15 protein-coding genes are annotated in these 17226 nt (G+C 33.4%); 9 read left to right on the top strand and 6 right to left on the bottom strand.

The window, feature by feature from the left end:
* Positions 1 to 52 precede the first annotated feature (52 nt).
* Genes ACFE3K_RS06135 through yidC form a run of 3 tightly spaced genes read right to left on the bottom strand, consistent with a single transcriptional unit; the run spans position 53 to position 3207 of the window.
* Positions 53 to 967, bottom strand: a complete 915-nt coding sequence (locus ACFE3K_RS06135; RefSeq protein WP_375358660.1) for an acetylglutamate kinase — start codon at positions 965 to 967, stop codon at positions 53 to 55.
* A complete protein-coding gene (gene yihA / locus ACFE3K_RS06130) occupies positions 921 to 1529 on the bottom strand; it encodes a ribosome biogenesis GTP-binding protein YihA/YsxC (RefSeq protein WP_375358659.1) in 609 nt (202 codons plus the stop codon). The genes ACFE3K_RS06135 and yihA overlap by 47 nt, the downstream gene beginning before the upstream one ends.
* Positions 1519 to 3207, bottom strand: a complete 1689-nt coding sequence (yidC, locus tag ACFE3K_RS06125) for a membrane protein insertase YidC (RefSeq protein ID WP_375359504.1) — start codon at positions 3205 to 3207, stop codon at positions 1519 to 1521. The genes yihA and yidC overlap by 11 nt, the downstream gene beginning before the upstream one ends.
* Before the next feature lie 524 nt (positions 3208 to 3731).
* On the opposite strand from yidC, the gene ACFE3K_RS06120 reads away from it, so the two are divergent.
* The 6 genes from ACFE3K_RS06120 to ACFE3K_RS06095 all read left to right on the top strand — a co-directional run bounded on the left by ACFE3K_RS06120 (position 3732) and on the right by ACFE3K_RS06095 (position 12905).
* Positions 3732 to 4661 (top strand): AEC family transporter, encoded by a 930-nt coding sequence (locus ACFE3K_RS06120; protein ID WP_375358658.1) that lies wholly within the window; start codon positions 3732 to 3734, stop codon positions 4659 to 4661.
* 292 nt (positions 4662 to 4953) lie between these two features.
* Positions 4954 to 7233, top strand: coding sequence for an NADP-dependent malic enzyme (locus ACFE3K_RS06115; protein ID WP_375358657.1), 2280 nt, complete (start codon positions 4954 to 4956; stop codon positions 7231 to 7233).
* A 61-nt stretch (positions 7234 to 7294) separates the two neighbouring features.
* Positions 7295 to 7471 (top strand): twin transmembrane helix small protein, encoded by a 177-nt coding sequence (locus ACFE3K_RS06110; RefSeq protein ID WP_341747906.1) that lies wholly within the window; start codon positions 7295 to 7297, stop codon positions 7469 to 7471.
* A gap of 76 nt (positions 7472 to 7547) precedes the next feature.
* Complete coding sequence (gene parE / locus ACFE3K_RS06105; protein WP_375358656.1) at positions 7548 to 9530, top strand: DNA topoisomerase IV subunit B; 1983 nt, start codon at positions 7548 to 7550, stop codon at positions 9528 to 9530.
* A gap of 42 nt (positions 9531 to 9572) precedes the next feature.
* On the top strand, positions 9573 to 10952 hold the full coding sequence (locus ACFE3K_RS06100; protein WP_375358655.1) for a S41 family peptidase: 1380 nt from the start codon (positions 9573 to 9575) through the stop codon (positions 10950 to 10952).
* A gap of 462 nt (positions 10953 to 11414) precedes the next feature.
* Entirely contained in the window at positions 11415 to 12905 is a 1491-nt protein-coding gene (locus ACFE3K_RS06095; protein WP_375358654.1) for a sensor histidine kinase, read from the top strand.
* Positions 12906 to 12936: 31 nt separating this feature from the next.
* On the opposite strand, the gene ACFE3K_RS06090 is transcribed toward ACFE3K_RS06095, so the two are convergent.
* Together ACFE3K_RS06090 and ACFE3K_RS06085 are read right to left on the bottom strand one after the other, a co-directional pair.
* Positions 12937 to 13188: a BolA/IbaG family iron-sulfur metabolism protein gene (locus ACFE3K_RS06090; protein ID WP_342259370.1), complete on the bottom strand. Its 252-nt coding sequence runs from the start codon at positions 13186 to 13188 to the stop codon at positions 12937 to 12939.
* Between the two features lie 103 nt (positions 13189 to 13291).
* Positions 13292 to 13576: a hypothetical protein gene (locus tag ACFE3K_RS06085; protein WP_375358653.1), complete on the bottom strand. Its 285-nt coding sequence runs from the start codon at positions 13574 to 13576 to the stop codon at positions 13292 to 13294.
* Between the two features lie 103 nt (positions 13577 to 13679).
* On the opposite strand from ACFE3K_RS06085, the gene ACFE3K_RS06080 reads away from it, so the two are divergent.
* A complete protein-coding gene (locus tag ACFE3K_RS06080) occupies positions 13680 to 14129 on the top strand; it encodes a helix-turn-helix domain-containing protein (protein ID WP_375358652.1) in 450 nt (149 codons plus the stop codon).
* Entirely contained in the window at positions 14123 to 14683 is a 561-nt protein-coding gene (locus tag ACFE3K_RS06075; RefSeq protein WP_375358651.1) for an IS630 family transposase, read from the top strand. The genes ACFE3K_RS06080 and ACFE3K_RS06075 overlap by 7 nt, the downstream gene beginning before the upstream one ends.
* Here ACFE3K_RS06075 and ACFE3K_RS06070 read toward each other — a convergent pair.
* Complete coding sequence (locus tag ACFE3K_RS06070) at positions 14680 to 15126, bottom strand: helix-turn-helix domain-containing protein (protein ID WP_375358650.1); 447 nt, start codon at positions 15124 to 15126, stop codon at positions 14680 to 14682. The two genes, ACFE3K_RS06075 and ACFE3K_RS06070, sit on opposite strands and share 4 nt — an antisense overlap.
* A 693-nt stretch (positions 15127 to 15819) precedes the next feature.
* Here ACFE3K_RS06070 and ltrA point away from each other — a divergent pair.
* Entirely contained in the window at positions 15820 to 17226 is a 1407-nt protein-coding gene (gene ltrA, locus ACFE3K_RS06065; RefSeq protein ID WP_375358595.1) for a group II intron reverse transcriptase/maturase, read from the top strand.

The raw sequence follows: 17226 nt of genomic DNA, 5'->3' as shown, positions 1-17226 counted from the left end.
CACTACGCGAATTCGGGATAAGAATTAACTAATTCTTATCCCAAATTGGGGGTCACTCATATTCTTTACTTATAAACATACTTAACAATATCGAATCAGGGAAAGCTGAATTGAGAAAATGTACATAATTGCTACTGTTTTGAGTAGCACTTAAAGCTGCTTCAAGCAAGCTAACTTTTTCAGGATCAACAGTATTATTCAACATCTCTTTCAATACATTAATATCCCTTACTCGTATGTACTTCTCTCCGGCACACTCTATCCCATCACATAATAATACTAAATGATCTGCATCTAATGAGGAAGCAATTATCGACGTCGTCAGATTTACATCCAGTAGATGAGTATTGCCTTTTTCATCACTAGCTACTGGTGTTATAACAGGAATAATGTTGCTATCTTCAAAATTTATTAAAATCTCAGGGTTTATTATAACTGGTTCACTGACAAACCCAATATCTATTACAGCTTGATTACTGTCTCTCCTATGTGATAATTTTGATTTTTTAGCTTGAATAAGATTAGCATCTTTGCAGGAAATACCAATAGCATAACAACCTAAACTACAGAGCTTTGAAACTATACGCTTATTAATATAGCCAGACAGAACCATTTCCATAATCTGCGAGCTTTTATAATCGGCTACCTTAATATTATTGATAAATTTTTCATCACAGCCAAACAATTTTAGCGTATCATTTACCAAATTAGTATGATCATGAACTATAAAGATTTTAATGCCACAACTGTCAAGTAACTGTATTACCTCTGCAAAATTCGTTAACAATTTGTCATCATCAATAATTAATGACGGTAGCTTAAATACCATGACTTGGTCTCTAACTTCACTACTACGTCTTATTATGTCTTTAATTAGGCTAGTATCTTTGACACGGGCAAAACCTTTCCCCTCTTTTTCTTTATAATTTAATGCATTCTGCCAAATTAAACTGCAATTCTTTTGCACCTTCTTTACTCCTGCTACTTGTATAAATTACATTACAGGAGTAGCCTAAAGTTGCAAGAAAATTCTGTGTTAACGTCGTTAGGTTTTCTCTATGTGTTACCTTATCCGACTTTGTAAAAACAATTTGAAAATTTTTATTACAAGAAAGTAATAATTTAGCAATCTCTACGTCATTTTGCTTTATTCCTCTTCTAGCATCAATCAATAAATTTACTAATTTGAGGTTTAAACTCGTTCTGAGATAACAGGCTATTAAGGTTTCCCACTGCTGCCTTATGTATATTGGTACTTCTGCAAAGCCATATCCAGGAAGATCAACTAAAATAAGTTTATCGGCAAGGGAGAAAAAATTTATTTGCCTAGTACGACCAGGGGTATTAGACACCCTAGCAAGACTTGAATTATTACATATACTATTAATCAAACTTGACTTGCCAACATTTGATTTGCCAACAAATGCAATTTCTGGCAAAAATATGCTAGGAAACTGATTTATTTTTGCCACACCAGCGATGAATTTTACTTCTTGACGGAAAAGTTTTGTAATCTTATCAAGCGACATTATTGTCTAATTTATTGATGTAATATTGTTGAATTATCGATAAAATATTATTCCAAGACCAGTAAATCAGCAATCCTGCTGGAAAACTACTAAACATTACTAAGAAAACCAGCGGCATAAATTTCATTACTTGAGCTTGAACTGGATCAGCTGGCTCTGGACTCATCCTTTGCTGTAGAAACATAGTCAGAGCCATAAAAATGGGCCATACACCAATCATCAGGAAGCTTGGACACGTAAATGGCAGTAATCCAAACAAGTTGAAAATTGTTATGGGATCTGGAGCAGATAAATCTTTTATCCAACCAAAAAATGGTGATTGACGCATCTCAATAGTTACATTTAACACTTTATAAATTGAGAAAAATACTGGGATTTGTACAATAAGGGGGAGACAACCAGCTATGGGATTAACCTTTTCTCTTTTGTACAATGCCATAACTTCTTGGTTAAGCCTCATTTTATCATCAGCATATAAAGCCCTAATTCTCTCGACTTCAGGCTGAAGATTTTTTGTCTTTTTCATCGAACGATATGATTTATTAGCTAGAGTAAACATTAGCAGTTTTATGATAACAGTTACAATCAAGATACTAATACCGAAGTTACCAACATAGTGATAGAAAAAGTTCATAGCATTAAAAACTGGCTTAGTGATTATATAAAACCAACCAAAGTCAATTGCCCTGTCAAATAGCATAATATTATATTGCTTTTCGTATTTATCTAATAAATCAACTTTCTTTGCTCCGGCAAATAATCTTTGTGATATAGTAAATTTGTTTCCTACTTCTATAGTTTGAGTTGGTGAAATGAAGTCAACCTGATATTTTTCAATACCGTTTTTTATTACACAATTGAAATTAGAACTATACTTACTAATTTTATCCGGAATTAAGGAAGCTAGCCAATATTTATCTGTTATACCAATCCAATCAACAACGCCTTGCGGAAATTTTTTAGTCTTTTTATCTTTTAAGTCATCAAAGGAATGTTCTTTAAGCCTACCATCAATAGCACCAATTGGTCCTTGATGCAGGATATTAGCCACTTTCTCTTTGCCAGTATATTTACGGTTAATTAGTCCATAATACTGAACTGATATTGGCTGCTTACTATCATTTACCGTAGTTTGATCTATGGTGAACAAGTAATTACTATCCATGCTGATAGTAACCAAGAATTTAACCCCATCTTTGTTAGTCCATGATAAATTTACAGCTTTTTCAGGAGTTAACTCATCATTATCAGTCTGCCAAAGAGTTTCGCTATCAGGAAGGATAGTACTGTTATCTTTATTAAACCAACCTATTTCTGCAAAATAGGCTTCTTCTGACTGAGAATGAGCAAATAATACAACAGGCTTACTATCTGGTGATAAATCCTGCTTATATTTCAACAAGATTAAATCATCAAATCGAAGACCTTTTAAAGAAATTGATCCGGAAAGTAATTCTGAGTTTATCTGAATTCTCTTGGTAGCAACAAAGGATTCAGCTTCTTTAGAGGCTTCTACTTGAACATTCTTTTTCTTTAACTCTTGAACTTGCTTATTATATATTTTATTTTGCTGTTCTAATTTTTGTAATCTTGGTTTATCGTAAAAATATTGCCATCCAAAAATAATACCAAGGGACAAGACAATGGCAGCTACCAAGTTAACTATGTTATGATTCATCACGGTCTAAAAATAATTTAAGTTTACTAGAATATATACTACTCGTAAATGAAGAGTTGATAGACGAAGATCAAAATCATGAAGTGCTAGGAGTCGAAGGGTCGAGGAGCGGAGCGTACATTTAGTACGTGAGCACCGAAGAACCCTGAAGACGACAACGCAATTCTTGATTTTCATCGAGTATATCAGAATATTTGATTCCACTAAGTATTTTATATATAATTAATTTAGGTACATACAATAAAAATAGCTCCCTCATCTTAGGATCTTCATTAGACTTCCCTATGAGTTCTATAAGATTTAAGCAAAATAATCAAGAAATTTGATTGATACTCAAAGGGTCATTTGAGTATACGTCTTGATTTGCAATCAAACTCTGATATTATGCGAGGTAAAATTTTAATCGTAACACGCGAATCCGGCATAAGAATTGACAAATTCTTATGCCGGATGGGGGTATAACATAATATTTACAGCCAATTGCTAATTGTCTAGCAATTGCTAATTGGGATAATTGTAAACTGATGAACGAAATCTTCTCTAGTACATTACCTGTTTTGTTGATTCCCTTGTTTGGTAGTATTATCAAAAGGAAATGGTTGACTTCTGAAGAATTTTGGCGAGGATTAGAGAAATTATCATATTTTTTTCTTTTCCCTATTATGCTTTTTAATAATATATCTGCAGCCGATTTAAATGCATCGTCTATAATAACACTGGTATTTGCATTAATCATCTCCAGCTCTATTATTTCTTTGGCTTTAATTATCTATCAGAAGAAAACCAATTTTGACAAGGTTCAGTTTACTTCAACTTTTCAAGGTGCAATACGTTTTAATAGTTATATATTTTTTGGTGTTAGTAGTCCTCTCTTGGGTCAGGAGGGACTTGCTATAGTATCTGTGATTTCATCCTATATGATCATTTTTACTAATATCATATCAGTAATGATTTTTGCACGTTATATCCCTGATAGTTCAGTAGCTAAGTCGCCTAAAGCTAGCTTTATATTGATACTTAAATTGATAGTACAAAATCCCTTGATTATAGCTAGTATAATTGGATTTCTTTTTAATTATTCTGGTTTAGAATTACATCTTGGTATAAAAAAAACCTTATCTAGCCTGTCCAACTCTGCTTTAGCTATAGGCATGCTAAATGTTGGGGCAAGTCTCAAATTTTTTATGCGTGGTGCTATTTTACAAAATGTATTGCTTACTAGTTTTGTTAAGTTAGTGGCTTTTCCTGTTGTCACAATAATTGTGTTGTCACTAATGTCAATAACTGGTACTGCTAAATCAGTTGGTGTCCTGTATAGCTGTCTGCCGTGTGCTAGCACGGCTTATGTTTTATCACGCCAGCTTGGTGGTGATCCGGAATCTATGGCATCAATCATTACGTTCACAACACTTTTTTCAATAGTATCATTGTCAGTTCTTATGTGGATGATATAACTAATAAACTCAATTTCGGATTAATTTCATTAATCCGAAATTGGAATGAGAATGTAAATAATCAGGCTTAAAGCGGTTTGACGCCTGATTGTTAAATATTTCATTTGCTAATAATCTTATTTTTATACCAATAAAAATAAGATTATTAGCGATAATAGATTAAAATGCATTCGTAGAACCGTTTCAAGAATGCATTTTTCTGATATTTTAACCAGTTTTGGATTAAAATTTTTAATTTTAATCCAAAACTGAGGTTAATAAACACTTGAAGTAATTAAGAAGGAATAACATCATGGGTGAAATGAATAAAATAAATTATCTCAAAGCCTTAGAATATCATCAAAAAGGTAAGCCAGGCAAAATTGCTATTGTGACAACTAAGCCTTTGGATACTGCACATGACTTGGCTTTGGCTTATTCGCCAGGGGTAGCAGCTCCGTGTCTTGAAATTGCGAAAAATATAGATGATATTTATAAATATACTGCTAGAGGTAACTTAGTTGCTGTAATAACTAACGGTACGGCAGTTCTTGGCCTTGGTAGTATAGGTGCAGCTGCGTCGAAACCCGTAATGGAAGGAAAAGCCGTTTTATTCAAGAACTTTGCGGATATCAATTCTATTGATCTTGAAATAGATACGACTGACCCTGATGAGTTTGTTAATGCAGTAAAATATCTTAATTACAGTTTTGGAGGCATTAATTTAGAAGATATTAAATCTCCTGAATGTTTTATAATTGAAGAAAAATTAAAAAGCTGTATGCAGATACCTGTTTTTCATGATGATCAGCATGGCACGGCTATTATTGTTGCTGCAGGTTTAATTAATGCAGCTTATCTTACCAATCGTTCATTTGATAGTCTAAAAATTGTCGTAAGTGGTGCAGGGGCAGCGGCAATTGCTTGCATTGAATTACTAATTGCTCTTAGTGTAGACAAAAAAAATGTTATACTATGTGATAAAATGGGGGTAGTTTACCAAGGTCGGCAAAAAGGCATGAACAAATGGAAAGAATTATATGCAGTCGAGACCTATCTTAGAACTCTGAGTGATGCTATGAAGTCAGCCGATGTATTCCTTGGTTTATCTGTTAAAGGAACAGTATCTAAAGAAATGGTAGCTAGCATGGCTGCAAATCCTATCATTTTTGCCATGGCTAATCCAGACCCAGAGATTACTCCGGAGGATATACAGCTAGTTAGAAGCGATGCAATCATTGCTACTGGACGCTCTGATTATAATAATCAGATTAATAATGTTATGGGATTTCCATATATTTTCCGTGGAGCTTTAGATGTTAGAGCTACTAGTATTAATCAGGAAATGAAAATAGCGGCAGCAACTTCTTTAGCTGAATTAGCAAGACAAGCTGTTCCGAATGAAGTTTATAAAGCATATCCTGGTAAAAAAATGTTTTTTGGTCCAGATTACATAATTCCTGTACCATTTGATCCAAGATTAATTACCACTGTTCCGGTAGCGGTAGCTAAAGCTGCTATAGATAGTGGGGTTGCTAAAATTACCGAATTTGATGTTAAGAATTATGCAAAGGAGCTGGAAAGTAGGTTAAATCCTACCTCTCATTACATGAATCTATTATTTGAGAGAATTCAACAATCAACACCTCAAAGAATAGTTTTTGCTGAAGGTGAGGAGGAAGAGGTAATTATAGCTGCTATGAGTATGCGGGATGCTTCGTATGCTCATCCTATCCTAGTTGGTAGATCTGATAAAATATCTGCTGTTTTAAATAGAATAGGTATGAATTATGATTTAGATGGTATTACCATAATGAATGCTGCTATTAACCAAAATCTTGATAAATATATAGATACTCTTTATAGCCGGTTACAGCGTAAAGGTTACTTATACCGTGACTGTGCTAGACTAGTTAAAAGTGATAAAAATATATTCTCAGCTATCATGGTAGCTTGTGGCGATGCTGATTGTATGGTTACTGGTGTAACAAAGAGCTATTATAGTAGCTTAGAGGATATTATGAAGGTAATGGAAGCCAAAGAAAATAACAGAATTTTAGGTTATTCCATTCTGATTGCCAAGGAGCATAATATAATTATTGCTGATAATAGTGTGGCTGAACTGCCAAATGAGCAAGATCTTGTGGAAATAACCTTGCAGACTGCTAATATAGCAAAAAATATGGGAATGACACCAAAGGTTGCACTACTTTCCTTCTCAACTTTTGGTAATCCAATGAGAGAAAAGGCAAATAGAGTACGGGAAACTGTTAGAATTTTAGATAGTATGAGTCTAGATTTTGAATATGATGGCGAAATGTCAGCTAATGTTGCTCTGAACCCTAATCGTAATTCATATAAGTTTTGTAGGCTATCAGGTCCTGCTAATGTATTAATTATGCCCGGTCTACATTCGGCTGCAATATCAACACAATTGTTACAAGAATTAGCTGGAGGTGTTTTTATAGGACCAATAATTAATGGTTTTGAATATCCGGTACAAATAGTACAAATGGGAGCGTCAGCAAGTGAGATAACAAAAATTGCCACATTTGCCTGTATAGATGCAATAAATCTCTTGAACGAAAGATAATTAATTTTCGGATTTTATATTATTTATGAATAGGTTATAATAACTCTTTCGAGGAATTTTAATGATATATACGTTAATTGCTTTAAGCTTGACTACATTGGTCTTAGTGATAGGGATTGTCTCTATGGCTATTGGTGGGAAATTTGATAAAAAATTTAGCTCAAAATTAATGTCACTACGGGTTATATTTCAGGCAGTTGCTGTATGTTTGCTTGCTTTTCTCTATCTTTCAAAATAGTGCAAAAGGCTCTATAGTAGTGGCTTTCACCTTTTGCACAAATTTTACCCAAAAACTTGTAAGTTAATACCATAATATGTCTGATCTATTTAGTTCTAATGATAAAAAGCCTAAAATTAATAATTCATATACTGCAAAAGATATTGAAGTATTAGAAGGGCTTGAACCTATACGCAAGCGTCCTGGTATGTATATTGGCGGAACAGACGAAAATGCTATGCATCATCTTGTTTCGGAAGTACTGGATAATGCTATGGATGAAGCTGTTGCTGGTTTTGCTAACATTATAACCATAAAAATGCATGTGAATAACAGTATCACTATTTCTGATAATGGTAGAGGAATTCCTGTCGATAATCACCCCAAATTTCCTGAAAAATCTGCTTTGGAGGTGATTCTAACTCAGCTCCACTCGGGAGGTAAATTTGCGAATAATGTATACCAAACAGCAGGTGGATTACACGGAGTTGGTATTTCTGTTGTTAATGCTTTATCTGACTATTTAGAAGTTCAAGTGTACAAGCAGGGTAAATTATTTAAGCAATCTTATTCTAAAGGGCATAAATTGAATGATTTAGAAAGCGAAGATGTTGCAAAAAAATTAAAGGGAACATCTATACACTTTCATCCTGACCTAGAAATTTTTGGTGAAACATCGTGTTTTTCTCCTAAAAAAATATACGAATTAGCTAAATCAAAAGCCTATTTGTACAGGGGAGTAATGATAGAGTGGCAATGTGAGATTGAGACTAAAAGTGATGTACCGACAACAGCCTTGATCCATTTTCCAGATGGTTTGAAGGATTATTTAATATCAAAAATAAATCATGACGATTTAGTTAGTGGAGAGATTTTTTGTGGTAATATTGATTGGGATCAAGATCACGTAAAAGTGGAATGGGCAATTGCTTGGAATAAAAATGAATACCAACCCTTCATACAATCATATTGTAACACTATTCCCACCCCCCTTGGTGGAACTCATGAACAAGGTTTGCGTAATGCATTACTTCGCAGCTTAAAAATATACGGCGAGATGATAGGTAATAAAAAAACAACTCTACTTACTATTGAAGATATTCTTGAAACTTCTTCTATTGTTCTCTCTATATTTATCCAAGATCCAATATTTCAAGGACAAACAAAAGAAAAATTGGTTTCACTAGGGGTTAATAAAATAGTAGAACACATTATTAAGGACCATTTCGATCATTGGTTAAGCAGTAATAAAGTAGCCGCAAACCAATTAGTTGAGCATATAGTCAATATTGCTGAATTCCGAATAAATAAGCGTAATGAAAAAAATACCTTACGTAAAACTGCTACACAGAAATTGCGACTACCAGGTAAATTAGCCGATTGTACAAGAACGTCTCCTCATGGGACGGAGCTCTTTTTGGTTGAGGGAGATTCAGCTGGAGGATCAGCTAAGCAGGCAAGGGATCGAGAAACACAAGCTATTTTGCCTCTTCGGGGCAAAATCCTAAATGTTGCCAATGCGACTCTAGAAAAGATTACTAATAATCAAGAAATTCAAGATCTAGAAGTGGCACTAGCATGCGGTAGCCTTAAAAATTACCGAGAAGAAAATTTACGTTATGAAAAAATAATAATTATGACAGATGCTGATGTTGACGGATCTCACATCGCCTCACTGTTAATGACGTTTTTTTACCTTCGTATGCCAAAGCTAGTATCATCGGGTCATTTATATATTGCAAAACCACCACTTTATCGACTAACACAGTCTAATAAAACTTACTATGCAATAAATGATCAACAAAAGACTGATTTAACTGCTAGATTATTAAAAAATAGTAAAGCTAAAATAGACATTGGTAGATTTAAGGGACTGGGGGAAATGATGCCAGCTCAGTTAAAAGAAACAACAATGAATCCAAAAAATAGGTCACTTTTAAAAGTTACTATAGATGATTTTGATAATATTGCTAAGATGGTAGACAATCTTATGGGCAAGAAACCAGAAAAACGTTTCCAGTTTATTTATGATCAGGCTTTAATTAAAATGGATACTATTATAAACAATCTAGATATTTAAAATTGCGTCATCTACCAACTACTTATAAATTACAGGAGTACTATGTTCTTACGTTTAATTACAATATTATTATCAAGTTCTATCATTTTTTCTAATATAACATTTGCTGAAGAAGTAAAGAAGAAAGAATTACCAAATTCAGCTTATTTAAAACAATTCCAAGATATCTTTGAACGTGTTAATAGAGACTATGTCCAAGATCCTGAAAAACAAAAAATGACTGATGCAGCTATAGAAGGCATGTTAACTTCGCTAGATCCTCATTCTAACTACATTACTGATGAGGATCTAGAATATTTTCTTGACCACACTAAAGGAGAATTTGGAGGTATTGGTGTTGAAGTGCAGTATGACAATGGTGCTATCAAAGTCATTTCCCCTATTGATGATTTACCAGCTTATAAGGCAGGTATAAAAGCTGGAGACTATATTGTGGGGGTTAATGATGAGTTGGTATCAAATTTGGGATTTAATAAAGCGGTCAGAGAGATGCGTGGAGAACCAGGGGCAAAGGTAAAATTATTGGTAATCACGGAAGGTGAAAGCAAGCCAAAGGAACTTGAACTTAATAGAGAAATAGTTACAATTACACCAGTAAAAGCCCATTTAGAGAGAAAGAATATCGCTTACGTAAGGATAGGGAGTTTTAATGAACATACTATTGCAGAATTAAAAAAATCTATAAAAACTTTAAAAAATGAAAGTAAAAATGGTCTAAAAGGTATTATCTTAGACCTACGTAATAATGGTGGTGGTTTGTTAGATCAGGCTGTTGCGGTTAGCGAATATTTTATTGATTCTGGGGTAATCGTTACTACCAAAGGCAGAAGCAAAAATAGTAACTCGGTATTGACTAGCAATAAATTTGCAGAAAAAGCACCATCTGTCCCGATTGTTGCTCTTATTAATGTTGGATCTGCTTCAGCTGCAGAAATCGTAGCTGGTGCATTGCAAGATCATAAAAAAGCAGTAATACTTGGAACAAAATCTTTTGGTAAAGGATCCGTACAAAGCTTTGCTACAATTAGTCCTAGAGCTGCTATAAAGCTTACAACAGCTAAATATTACACTCCTAGTGGTCGTTCAATTCAAGCAGAGGGTATTGAACCTGACATAGTGGTTGAGATGGCAGAAGTTAAGTATCCCGAAACAAAATCAATAGATAAGAGATTTTCTGAATCTTCTCTAAAGAATTATCTAAAAAACGATAATAATAAAAATGATGATAAAAAAGTAGATACTACAGATAAAAATAAAGAACTTATTAAGAAAACAGATGATACTACAAAAAATACCAAACCAAAAAATACTCTAGAACAATTATCTGATCTTTATAAAAAAGATTATCAATTTGCTAGAGCTTATGATTTAATTATGGGATTAATCTTGACTAATAAAAGTAGCAATGAATTGAAAAAATAAAGGGTATACTCGGTGAACTTCAAGAATTGGCGTCGTCGTGTCTAAAGATCGAAGTTGCTCACTAATGTACGCCTAGCAGCTCGGCTACTACTGCTAGCTCTTCTTGAAGTTATACTATCGTCTACCAACTCTTCATTTACGAGTAGTATACAATGGGTAGGGTAATTGGGCATAACTGTTGAAAGTTAAAAAATCGTCTATTAGCGAAGCGTTGTTGTAAGGCTTAAACCGTCTATTAGCGAGCGAACGTACGTGAGAGCGTGGCAATCCATGAAACTTGTCATATAGATTGCTTCGTCGACCTTATGGTCTCCTCGCAATGACATGCTAGATTCTTAAGTTGACGCCTATGAGAATTCGTGTGATTAGGAATGATAAGGTTACAAAGGAAATATCAGCTATTAGTTATGACTTTAATATTGTCCTGTGTCTATATGTGTAAGTAATATATGTGCAAACCTAATGATTCAAAATAAATATATTGTTAGAGTGTCATCCATTGGCTTATTTATAAACATTATTGTAAATATGATTTACTATCGTTACTTCATTATTGAAGAAATGATTTTAAAGCAAGTCGGAGAAACAAATATTAAAATAGCTGATATTTATACAAAAAATGTTTGGGATAGGAATAGAACTGCTGTAGATAAGATACATGAATTTGGTTATATAAATTTATTACAAGATACAGATTTTATTAGGTTTGCAACTACTTCAGTTGATATTTTTGTTAATCTTAATGCCTATATTTCTTTATATGATCTACAAGGTAATAAAATTATAACTAGTTCGCCAATTCAAGTAACAAGTCACATGAATTTTCCTGAAGATACTCTGTATCAAAAAATTCTTACCAAAATTGATAGATATTTTTTAAAAGAATTGAGTATAGAACAAGCCTTTAACAAAGCTTTTAAAGGGATAACAACTCATCTATTAATTCCTAGAGCCATGTTACATATATCAGGGGAGGTAAAGAAAGCATCTTGTATAACAAGTTATATCCCAATAATAAACCGTGATCCATTGAACTATCCTGTTGATGGTGTATTAGAGATACATACCAATATTACTAGTTTATGGGCAAGTATTATAGAGCTTGAAAGAAAAGTATTATTAACTTTTGTGATCATTTTGGTAATATTTTTAGTTATAGTTATGAGCAACACAAATTATGCACAAAAAATTATAGACCGGCAATTTGAGGCTAATAAAGCATTAGAGGAAGCAGTAACTAAGGTTAGAAATGAAAGTTCTGCTCATACTAAATTTTTTGCCAATGTTAGTCATGAGCTGCGTACCCCTCTAAATGCTATTATAGGTTTTTCAGAAATTATGATGTCTACACCTTACAATAAGGAACATGATGTTTATGTAAAAGATATTCATAACGCAGGCAAGCATTTACTAGGTATAATAACCGATATATTAGACTTGTCAAAAGCATCTGTTGACAAGCTATTAGTTGATTTTATAGAGTTAGACCTAAATAAATTAATTACTTCTACTATAAGGATAATGAAACCAAGAGCTGACCAAGCGAATGTAGCATTAATTGAAAAACTACCAAAAGATCATATTATTATAAAAGCAGATCCCAAAAGGCTTAAACAAGTATTTTTTAACCTTTTATCTAATTCTATAAAATTCACCAACGCATTAGGTTCTATAACAATTCATGCTGAAAAAAATGAATCTCAAGGACTAGTTTATGTACAAGTTATAGATACTGGTATAGGAATTGATGAGAAAGATATTCCAAAAGTACTCTCAACATTTGGTCAAATTGATAGTGCCGTTGGCAGAAAATATCAAGGGACTGGTCTTGGTTTACCACTCACTCGAAAGTTGGTTGAACTAATGAGAGGTAAATTTGATCTACAAAGTAAAATAGGTATAGGTACAACTGTAACACTAACTTTTGCTTATGATAGTAGTATAGAACAATAACTACCCTAATGTTGGGAATGCAGGTGTATGATTATTTGACTATATTTAATGGAGAACTGGTAGTTTTTATGGTGATAGCATGTAATTTATTATTATTCAGTATTTCTGCTAAAGCTTTTTTTACCATCTTGTGCTGATTAATTAGACTAATTCCAAGAAAAGCATCATCTTGTATTTCTAAGGAATAATGATCCTGATCTTCAGCTAAATCAACAATTTTTATTTTGGCATTTGGAAAACTATAACGTATAATTTCTTCAAGTTCTTTAATAGATATTGCCATTGTTCTTTAGAGTTTTTTATGTAACATACAACAAAAGCTTAAAGTCTGCAATCAGAGAAATTTAAAAGTCGGTCGACTGGCAAAGTAATGCATTTTTTACTTTCTAATAACAGTCAACTAAGTTGTCAACATGCTCGTATAGTGTATCCTGTCCCTCAAGTTTAGTCACTTCTTGAACACAAGAAATATTATACTTATAATCATGAGAGGTACTAATTATTAATGACTTAATATTTTCTAATAGCTCTGAACGACTCTCTGTATCTAACCCTACAATCCATTGAACGGTTTTCTGTACTTCTTCAGGTAGTGATGCAATTTTAGTAAGATCTAACTCTTCAGGAGATACATTATTAACATATTCTAAATATTCTAATACTAATTGCAATAATGAACACGGTGTTAAAAAATGGGTTTTTAACTGATAAATAGGTACTCAAATAGCTAGGTTAATATTACCGCAAGGTTTTGAAGGTCATGATTTTATAAAAATGATGAAACATGAGCCGTATGGTCGAAATCGTATACGTTTATTGGCGATGTATCACCTTCAATTAGGCAAATCTTTTAAAGCCATATCTGAAATAGTGAAGTCACACTGGAAAACTGTGCAATCATCGCTCAGAAGATTTAGGAATCATGGTTTTGAAGGATTATTTGAATCACAAAGAAGCGGTGCCCCTAGGAAGATTAACAGTATACAAGAGTCTGCTATTTTTGATAAAATCAATACGCTCAGTGAAAGTAAAACTGGTGGGTATATAACTGGAAAGGAGCTACATATCATGTTAGTTGAGGAATATGGTGCTAAATGTGCTTTAAAAACAGTCTACAATACTATGCACCGCCTTGGTTTTAGCTGGATTACTTCTCGTTCAATGCATCCAAAATCAAATCAAGAGACTCAAAATAGATATAAGAAAACTTTCCAGACATGTTAACAAAATTATTAGCAAAAAATATCGATAGATGTAAAGTTGATATATGGTCTCAGGATGAAACTAGAGTTGGGCAACAAGGTAGCTTAATTCGTATATGGGCTAAGCGTGGTACTAGACCCCGTAAAGTTCGGCAACAGCAATTTATTTCAACATATATTTACGGAGCTGCTTGCCATGAGACAGGAGAAGCTTGTGCATTAATTTTACCATATGCAAACACACAGGCAATGAATAAATTCTTAGAAGAGCTTTCTCGCAGTATTCAAGGCAACCGACATATAGCTTTACTAACGGATAATGCAGGTTGGCACACAGCCAAAAAACTAACTGTGCCAAGCAATATCACTTTGATACCGCTTCCGCCCTATGCACCGGAACTTAATGCAATGGAACAAGTTTGGGAATGGATTAAAAATCATTTCTTGTCTAACCAATGTTATGGTGTATATGAAGATATCGTTACTATGGCTTGTTACGCTTGGAATCAACTTGCTCATAATGTAGATTTAGTAAAATCAATTATGTATAGAGATTGGATAAATACACCGTGTTAATTATTACAATTGGTATTATATCTATTTTGAGTCTCTTGATTTGATTTTGGATGCATTGAACGAGAAGTAATCCAGCTAAAACCAAGGCGGTGCATAGTATTGTAGACTGTTTTTAAAGCACATTTAGCACCATATTCCTCAACTAACATGATATGTAGCTCCTTTCCAGTTATATACCCACCAGTTTTACTTTCACTGAGCGTATTGATTTTATCAAAAATAGCAGACTCTTGTATACTGTTAATCTTCCTAGGGGCACCGCTTCTTTGTGATTCAAATAATCCTTCAAAACCATGATTCCTAAATCTTCTGAGCGATGATTGCACAGTTTTCCAGTGTGACTTCACTATTTCAGATATGGCTTTAAAAGATTTGCCTAATTGAAGGTGATACATCGCCAATAAACGTATACGATTTCGACCATGCGGCTCATGTTTCATCATTTTTATAAAATCATGACCTTCAAAACCTTGCGGTAATATTAACCTAGCTATTTGAGTACCTATTTATCAGTTAAAAACCCATTTTATAACACCGTGTTCATTATTGCAATTAGTATTAAAACAATGGAAATCAGTTGTGTTTATTGTGAATTTTATTATAATGAACTATTTAAAGCCTTTATTTTAACTCAAGGTTATCTTAAGGCACGAATATTACTGACTTTAAATTAACCTATACTGCTCGTAAATGAAGAGTTGGTAGACGATAGTATAACTTCAAGAAGAGCTAGGTTCTGTTGACAAAAATTATAGTTAGGCAAGAGGAATAAAAAGTTGCCATAGTAAGAAGAAATGGTAGTTTCTAGTTATCAAAAAAAGGAACTACCAATATGAAGTATTACATAGAAGAACAAGCATGGGAAATAATTTCATCTATTGCTCTACCGGAGTCACAGACCATGACACGCTACAAGATGGAATTTACCTGAACCTAGGAGATCCATTGTATTCTTACGCAAGTGAGTACTTTAAAACAAGCTGTTAAGAGCAAGAATTAAAGTATGATACAATGGAAGTCGGACTGACTCATAGTATTCTGAGCATGGGAAAGCCATGTACATGGGGAAGGGGTCAGCAATATAGCGTTAGTGTAAGTACGCTTAATTCACTAATACACGGAGGTTAGAGAGTAGAATGGAAAGTAAACTTAAACTTATATCTGCTAAAGCTAAGGAAGATAAGAAGCTAAAATTTACAGCACTTGTGCATCATATAAATAAGGAGAATCTTATTAAATGTTACAAAGAGCTGAAAAGGAACAGAGCTTATGGCATAGATGAAGTAACGGTTGAAGAATATGGCAAGAATCTAGAGGAGCATGTAGAAAAGCTTGTGCAGAGACTAAAAGATAGAAGCTACAGGGCTAGTGCAGTTAGAATGGTATATATACCTAAAACTAACAGCAAAGAAAAGCGAGGGCTTGGTATTTCAACAGTTGAAGATAAAATAGTGCAATTAGCAGTAAAGAAATTGTTAGAAGCAATATATGAGCAAGATTTTCTAAAATGCTCTTACGGATTTCGACCTAACTTAAGCTGTCATTCAGCAATAAAAGCCTTAAATGAAGTGGTAATGAAAAAGCCAATTAATTATGTTGTAGAAGTAGATATTAGGAAATTTTTCGATAACATAAATCATTATTGGTTGCAAAGGTGTTTAGAAGAAAGAATATTAGACAAGAATTTTATGTGGCTAATAAGAAGACTTTTAAAAGCTGGAGCAACTAAGGATGGTGTTGTTAGTAGCAGTGATCAAGGTATACTGCAAGGCTCAGTAGCAAGTCCAATACTTGCAAATATTTACTTACATTATGTCTTAGATCTATGGTTTGAGAAAGTCTTTAAGTCAAAAGCTAAAGGCTATGTTGAGTTAATAAGATACTGTGATGATTATGTGGTGTGTTGTGAAAGTGCTAAAGATGCAGAAGAATTTTTAAACTTACTACAAGATAGGCTAAAAGGTTTTGGATTAAGCATATCAGAAGAGAAAACAAGGAAGGTTAAGTTTGGTAGACGACCTTGGCAACTAGCAAGTAAAAGGAAAGAGAAAGTGGAGACATTTAACTTTCTTGGTTTTACTCACTATTGTGGAAAAAGTAGGCAAGGATACTTTGTAATGGGTCATAAGACAATGAAGAGTAGCTTTGCAAGAAAACTAAAAGAAACTCAAGAATGGTTAAAGTCAATAAGATCGCAAATAGCTTTGAAAGAATGGTGGCCAACACTAAAATCAAAACTAACAGGACATTATAATTATGTTGGTATTAGCGGTAATTTTCAATCGATCTCTAAGTTTTACTATAGAACTGTACAAATGGTACATAAGTGGATAAACCGAAGAGGTAGTAGAAAAGTAAGCTATAAATGGTTTAAAAACTATTTGCAGTGGAATCCGCTACCAATGCCAAAAATAAAGTTTTCTTTATATGGTACTACTTCAAAGCAGAATAGCTATATTGAAGAGCCGTGTGTGGGAAAACCACAAGCACGGTTCTGTGAGGGCTATCATAGCAATGAAACTTTATTAATTAAAGGATGGTAA

Origin of the sequence: Candidatus Tisiphia endosymbiont of Neophilaenus lineatus (genome assembly GCF_964264975.1) — a bacterium.
In the GTDB taxonomy this organism is placed as follows: Bacteria; Pseudomonadota; Alphaproteobacteria; order Rickettsiales; family Rickettsiaceae; genus Tisiphia.
The sequence above is the reverse complement of the archived record's forward strand: the minus strand, read 5'-3'. Positions and strand labels throughout refer to the sequence as shown.

What these genes read in the sequence shown, in the direction of transcription:
- parE (WP_375358656.1), top strand. Translation starts at nt 7,548, where the DNA reads ATGTCTGATCTATTTAGTTCTAATGATAAAAAGCCTAAAATTAATAAT.
- ACFE3K_RS06075 (WP_375358651.1), top strand. Translation starts at nt 14,123, where the DNA reads ATGTTAACAAAATTATTAGCAAAAAATATCGATAGATGTAAAGTTGAT.
- yihA (WP_375358659.1), bottom strand. Translation starts at nt 1,529, where the DNA reads ATGTCGCTTGATAAGATTACAAAACTTTTCCGTCAAGAAGTAAAATTC.
- ACFE3K_RS06110 (WP_341747906.1), top strand. Translation starts at nt 7,295, where the DNA reads ATGATATATACGTTAATTGCTTTAAGCTTGACTACATTGGTCTTAGTG.
- yidC (WP_375359504.1), bottom strand. Translation starts at nt 3,207, where the DNA reads ATGAATCATAACATAGTTAACTTGGTAGCTGCCATTGTCTTGTCCCTT.
- ACFE3K_RS06120 (WP_375358658.1), top strand. Translation starts at nt 3,732, where the DNA reads ATGAACGAAATCTTCTCTAGTACATTACCTGTTTTGTTGATTCCCTTG.
- ACFE3K_RS06090 (WP_342259370.1), bottom strand. Translation starts at nt 13,188, where the DNA reads ATGGCAATATCTATTAAAGAACTTGAAGAAATTATACGTTATAGTTTT.
- ACFE3K_RS06070 (WP_375358650.1), bottom strand. Translation starts at nt 15,126, where the DNA reads ATGATGAAACATGAGCCGCATGGTCGAAATCGTATACGTTTATTGGCG.
- ltrA (WP_375358595.1), top strand. Translation starts at nt 15,820, where the DNA reads ATGGAAAGTAAACTTAAACTTATATCTGCTAAAGCTAAGGAAGATAAG.
- ACFE3K_RS06115 (WP_375358657.1), top strand. Translation starts at nt 4,954, where the DNA reads ATGGGTGAAATGAATAAAATAAATTATCTCAAAGCCTTAGAATATCAT.
- ACFE3K_RS06080 (WP_375358652.1), top strand. Translation starts at nt 13,680, where the DNA reads ATGATGAAACATGAGCCGTATGGTCGAAATCGTATACGTTTATTGGCG.
- ACFE3K_RS06100 (WP_375358655.1), top strand. Translation starts at nt 9,573, where the DNA reads ATGTTCTTACGTTTAATTACAATATTATTATCAAGTTCTATCATTTTT.
- ACFE3K_RS06095 (WP_375358654.1), top strand. Translation starts at nt 11,415, where the DNA reads ATGATTCAAAATAAATATATTGTTAGAGTGTCATCCATTGGCTTATTT.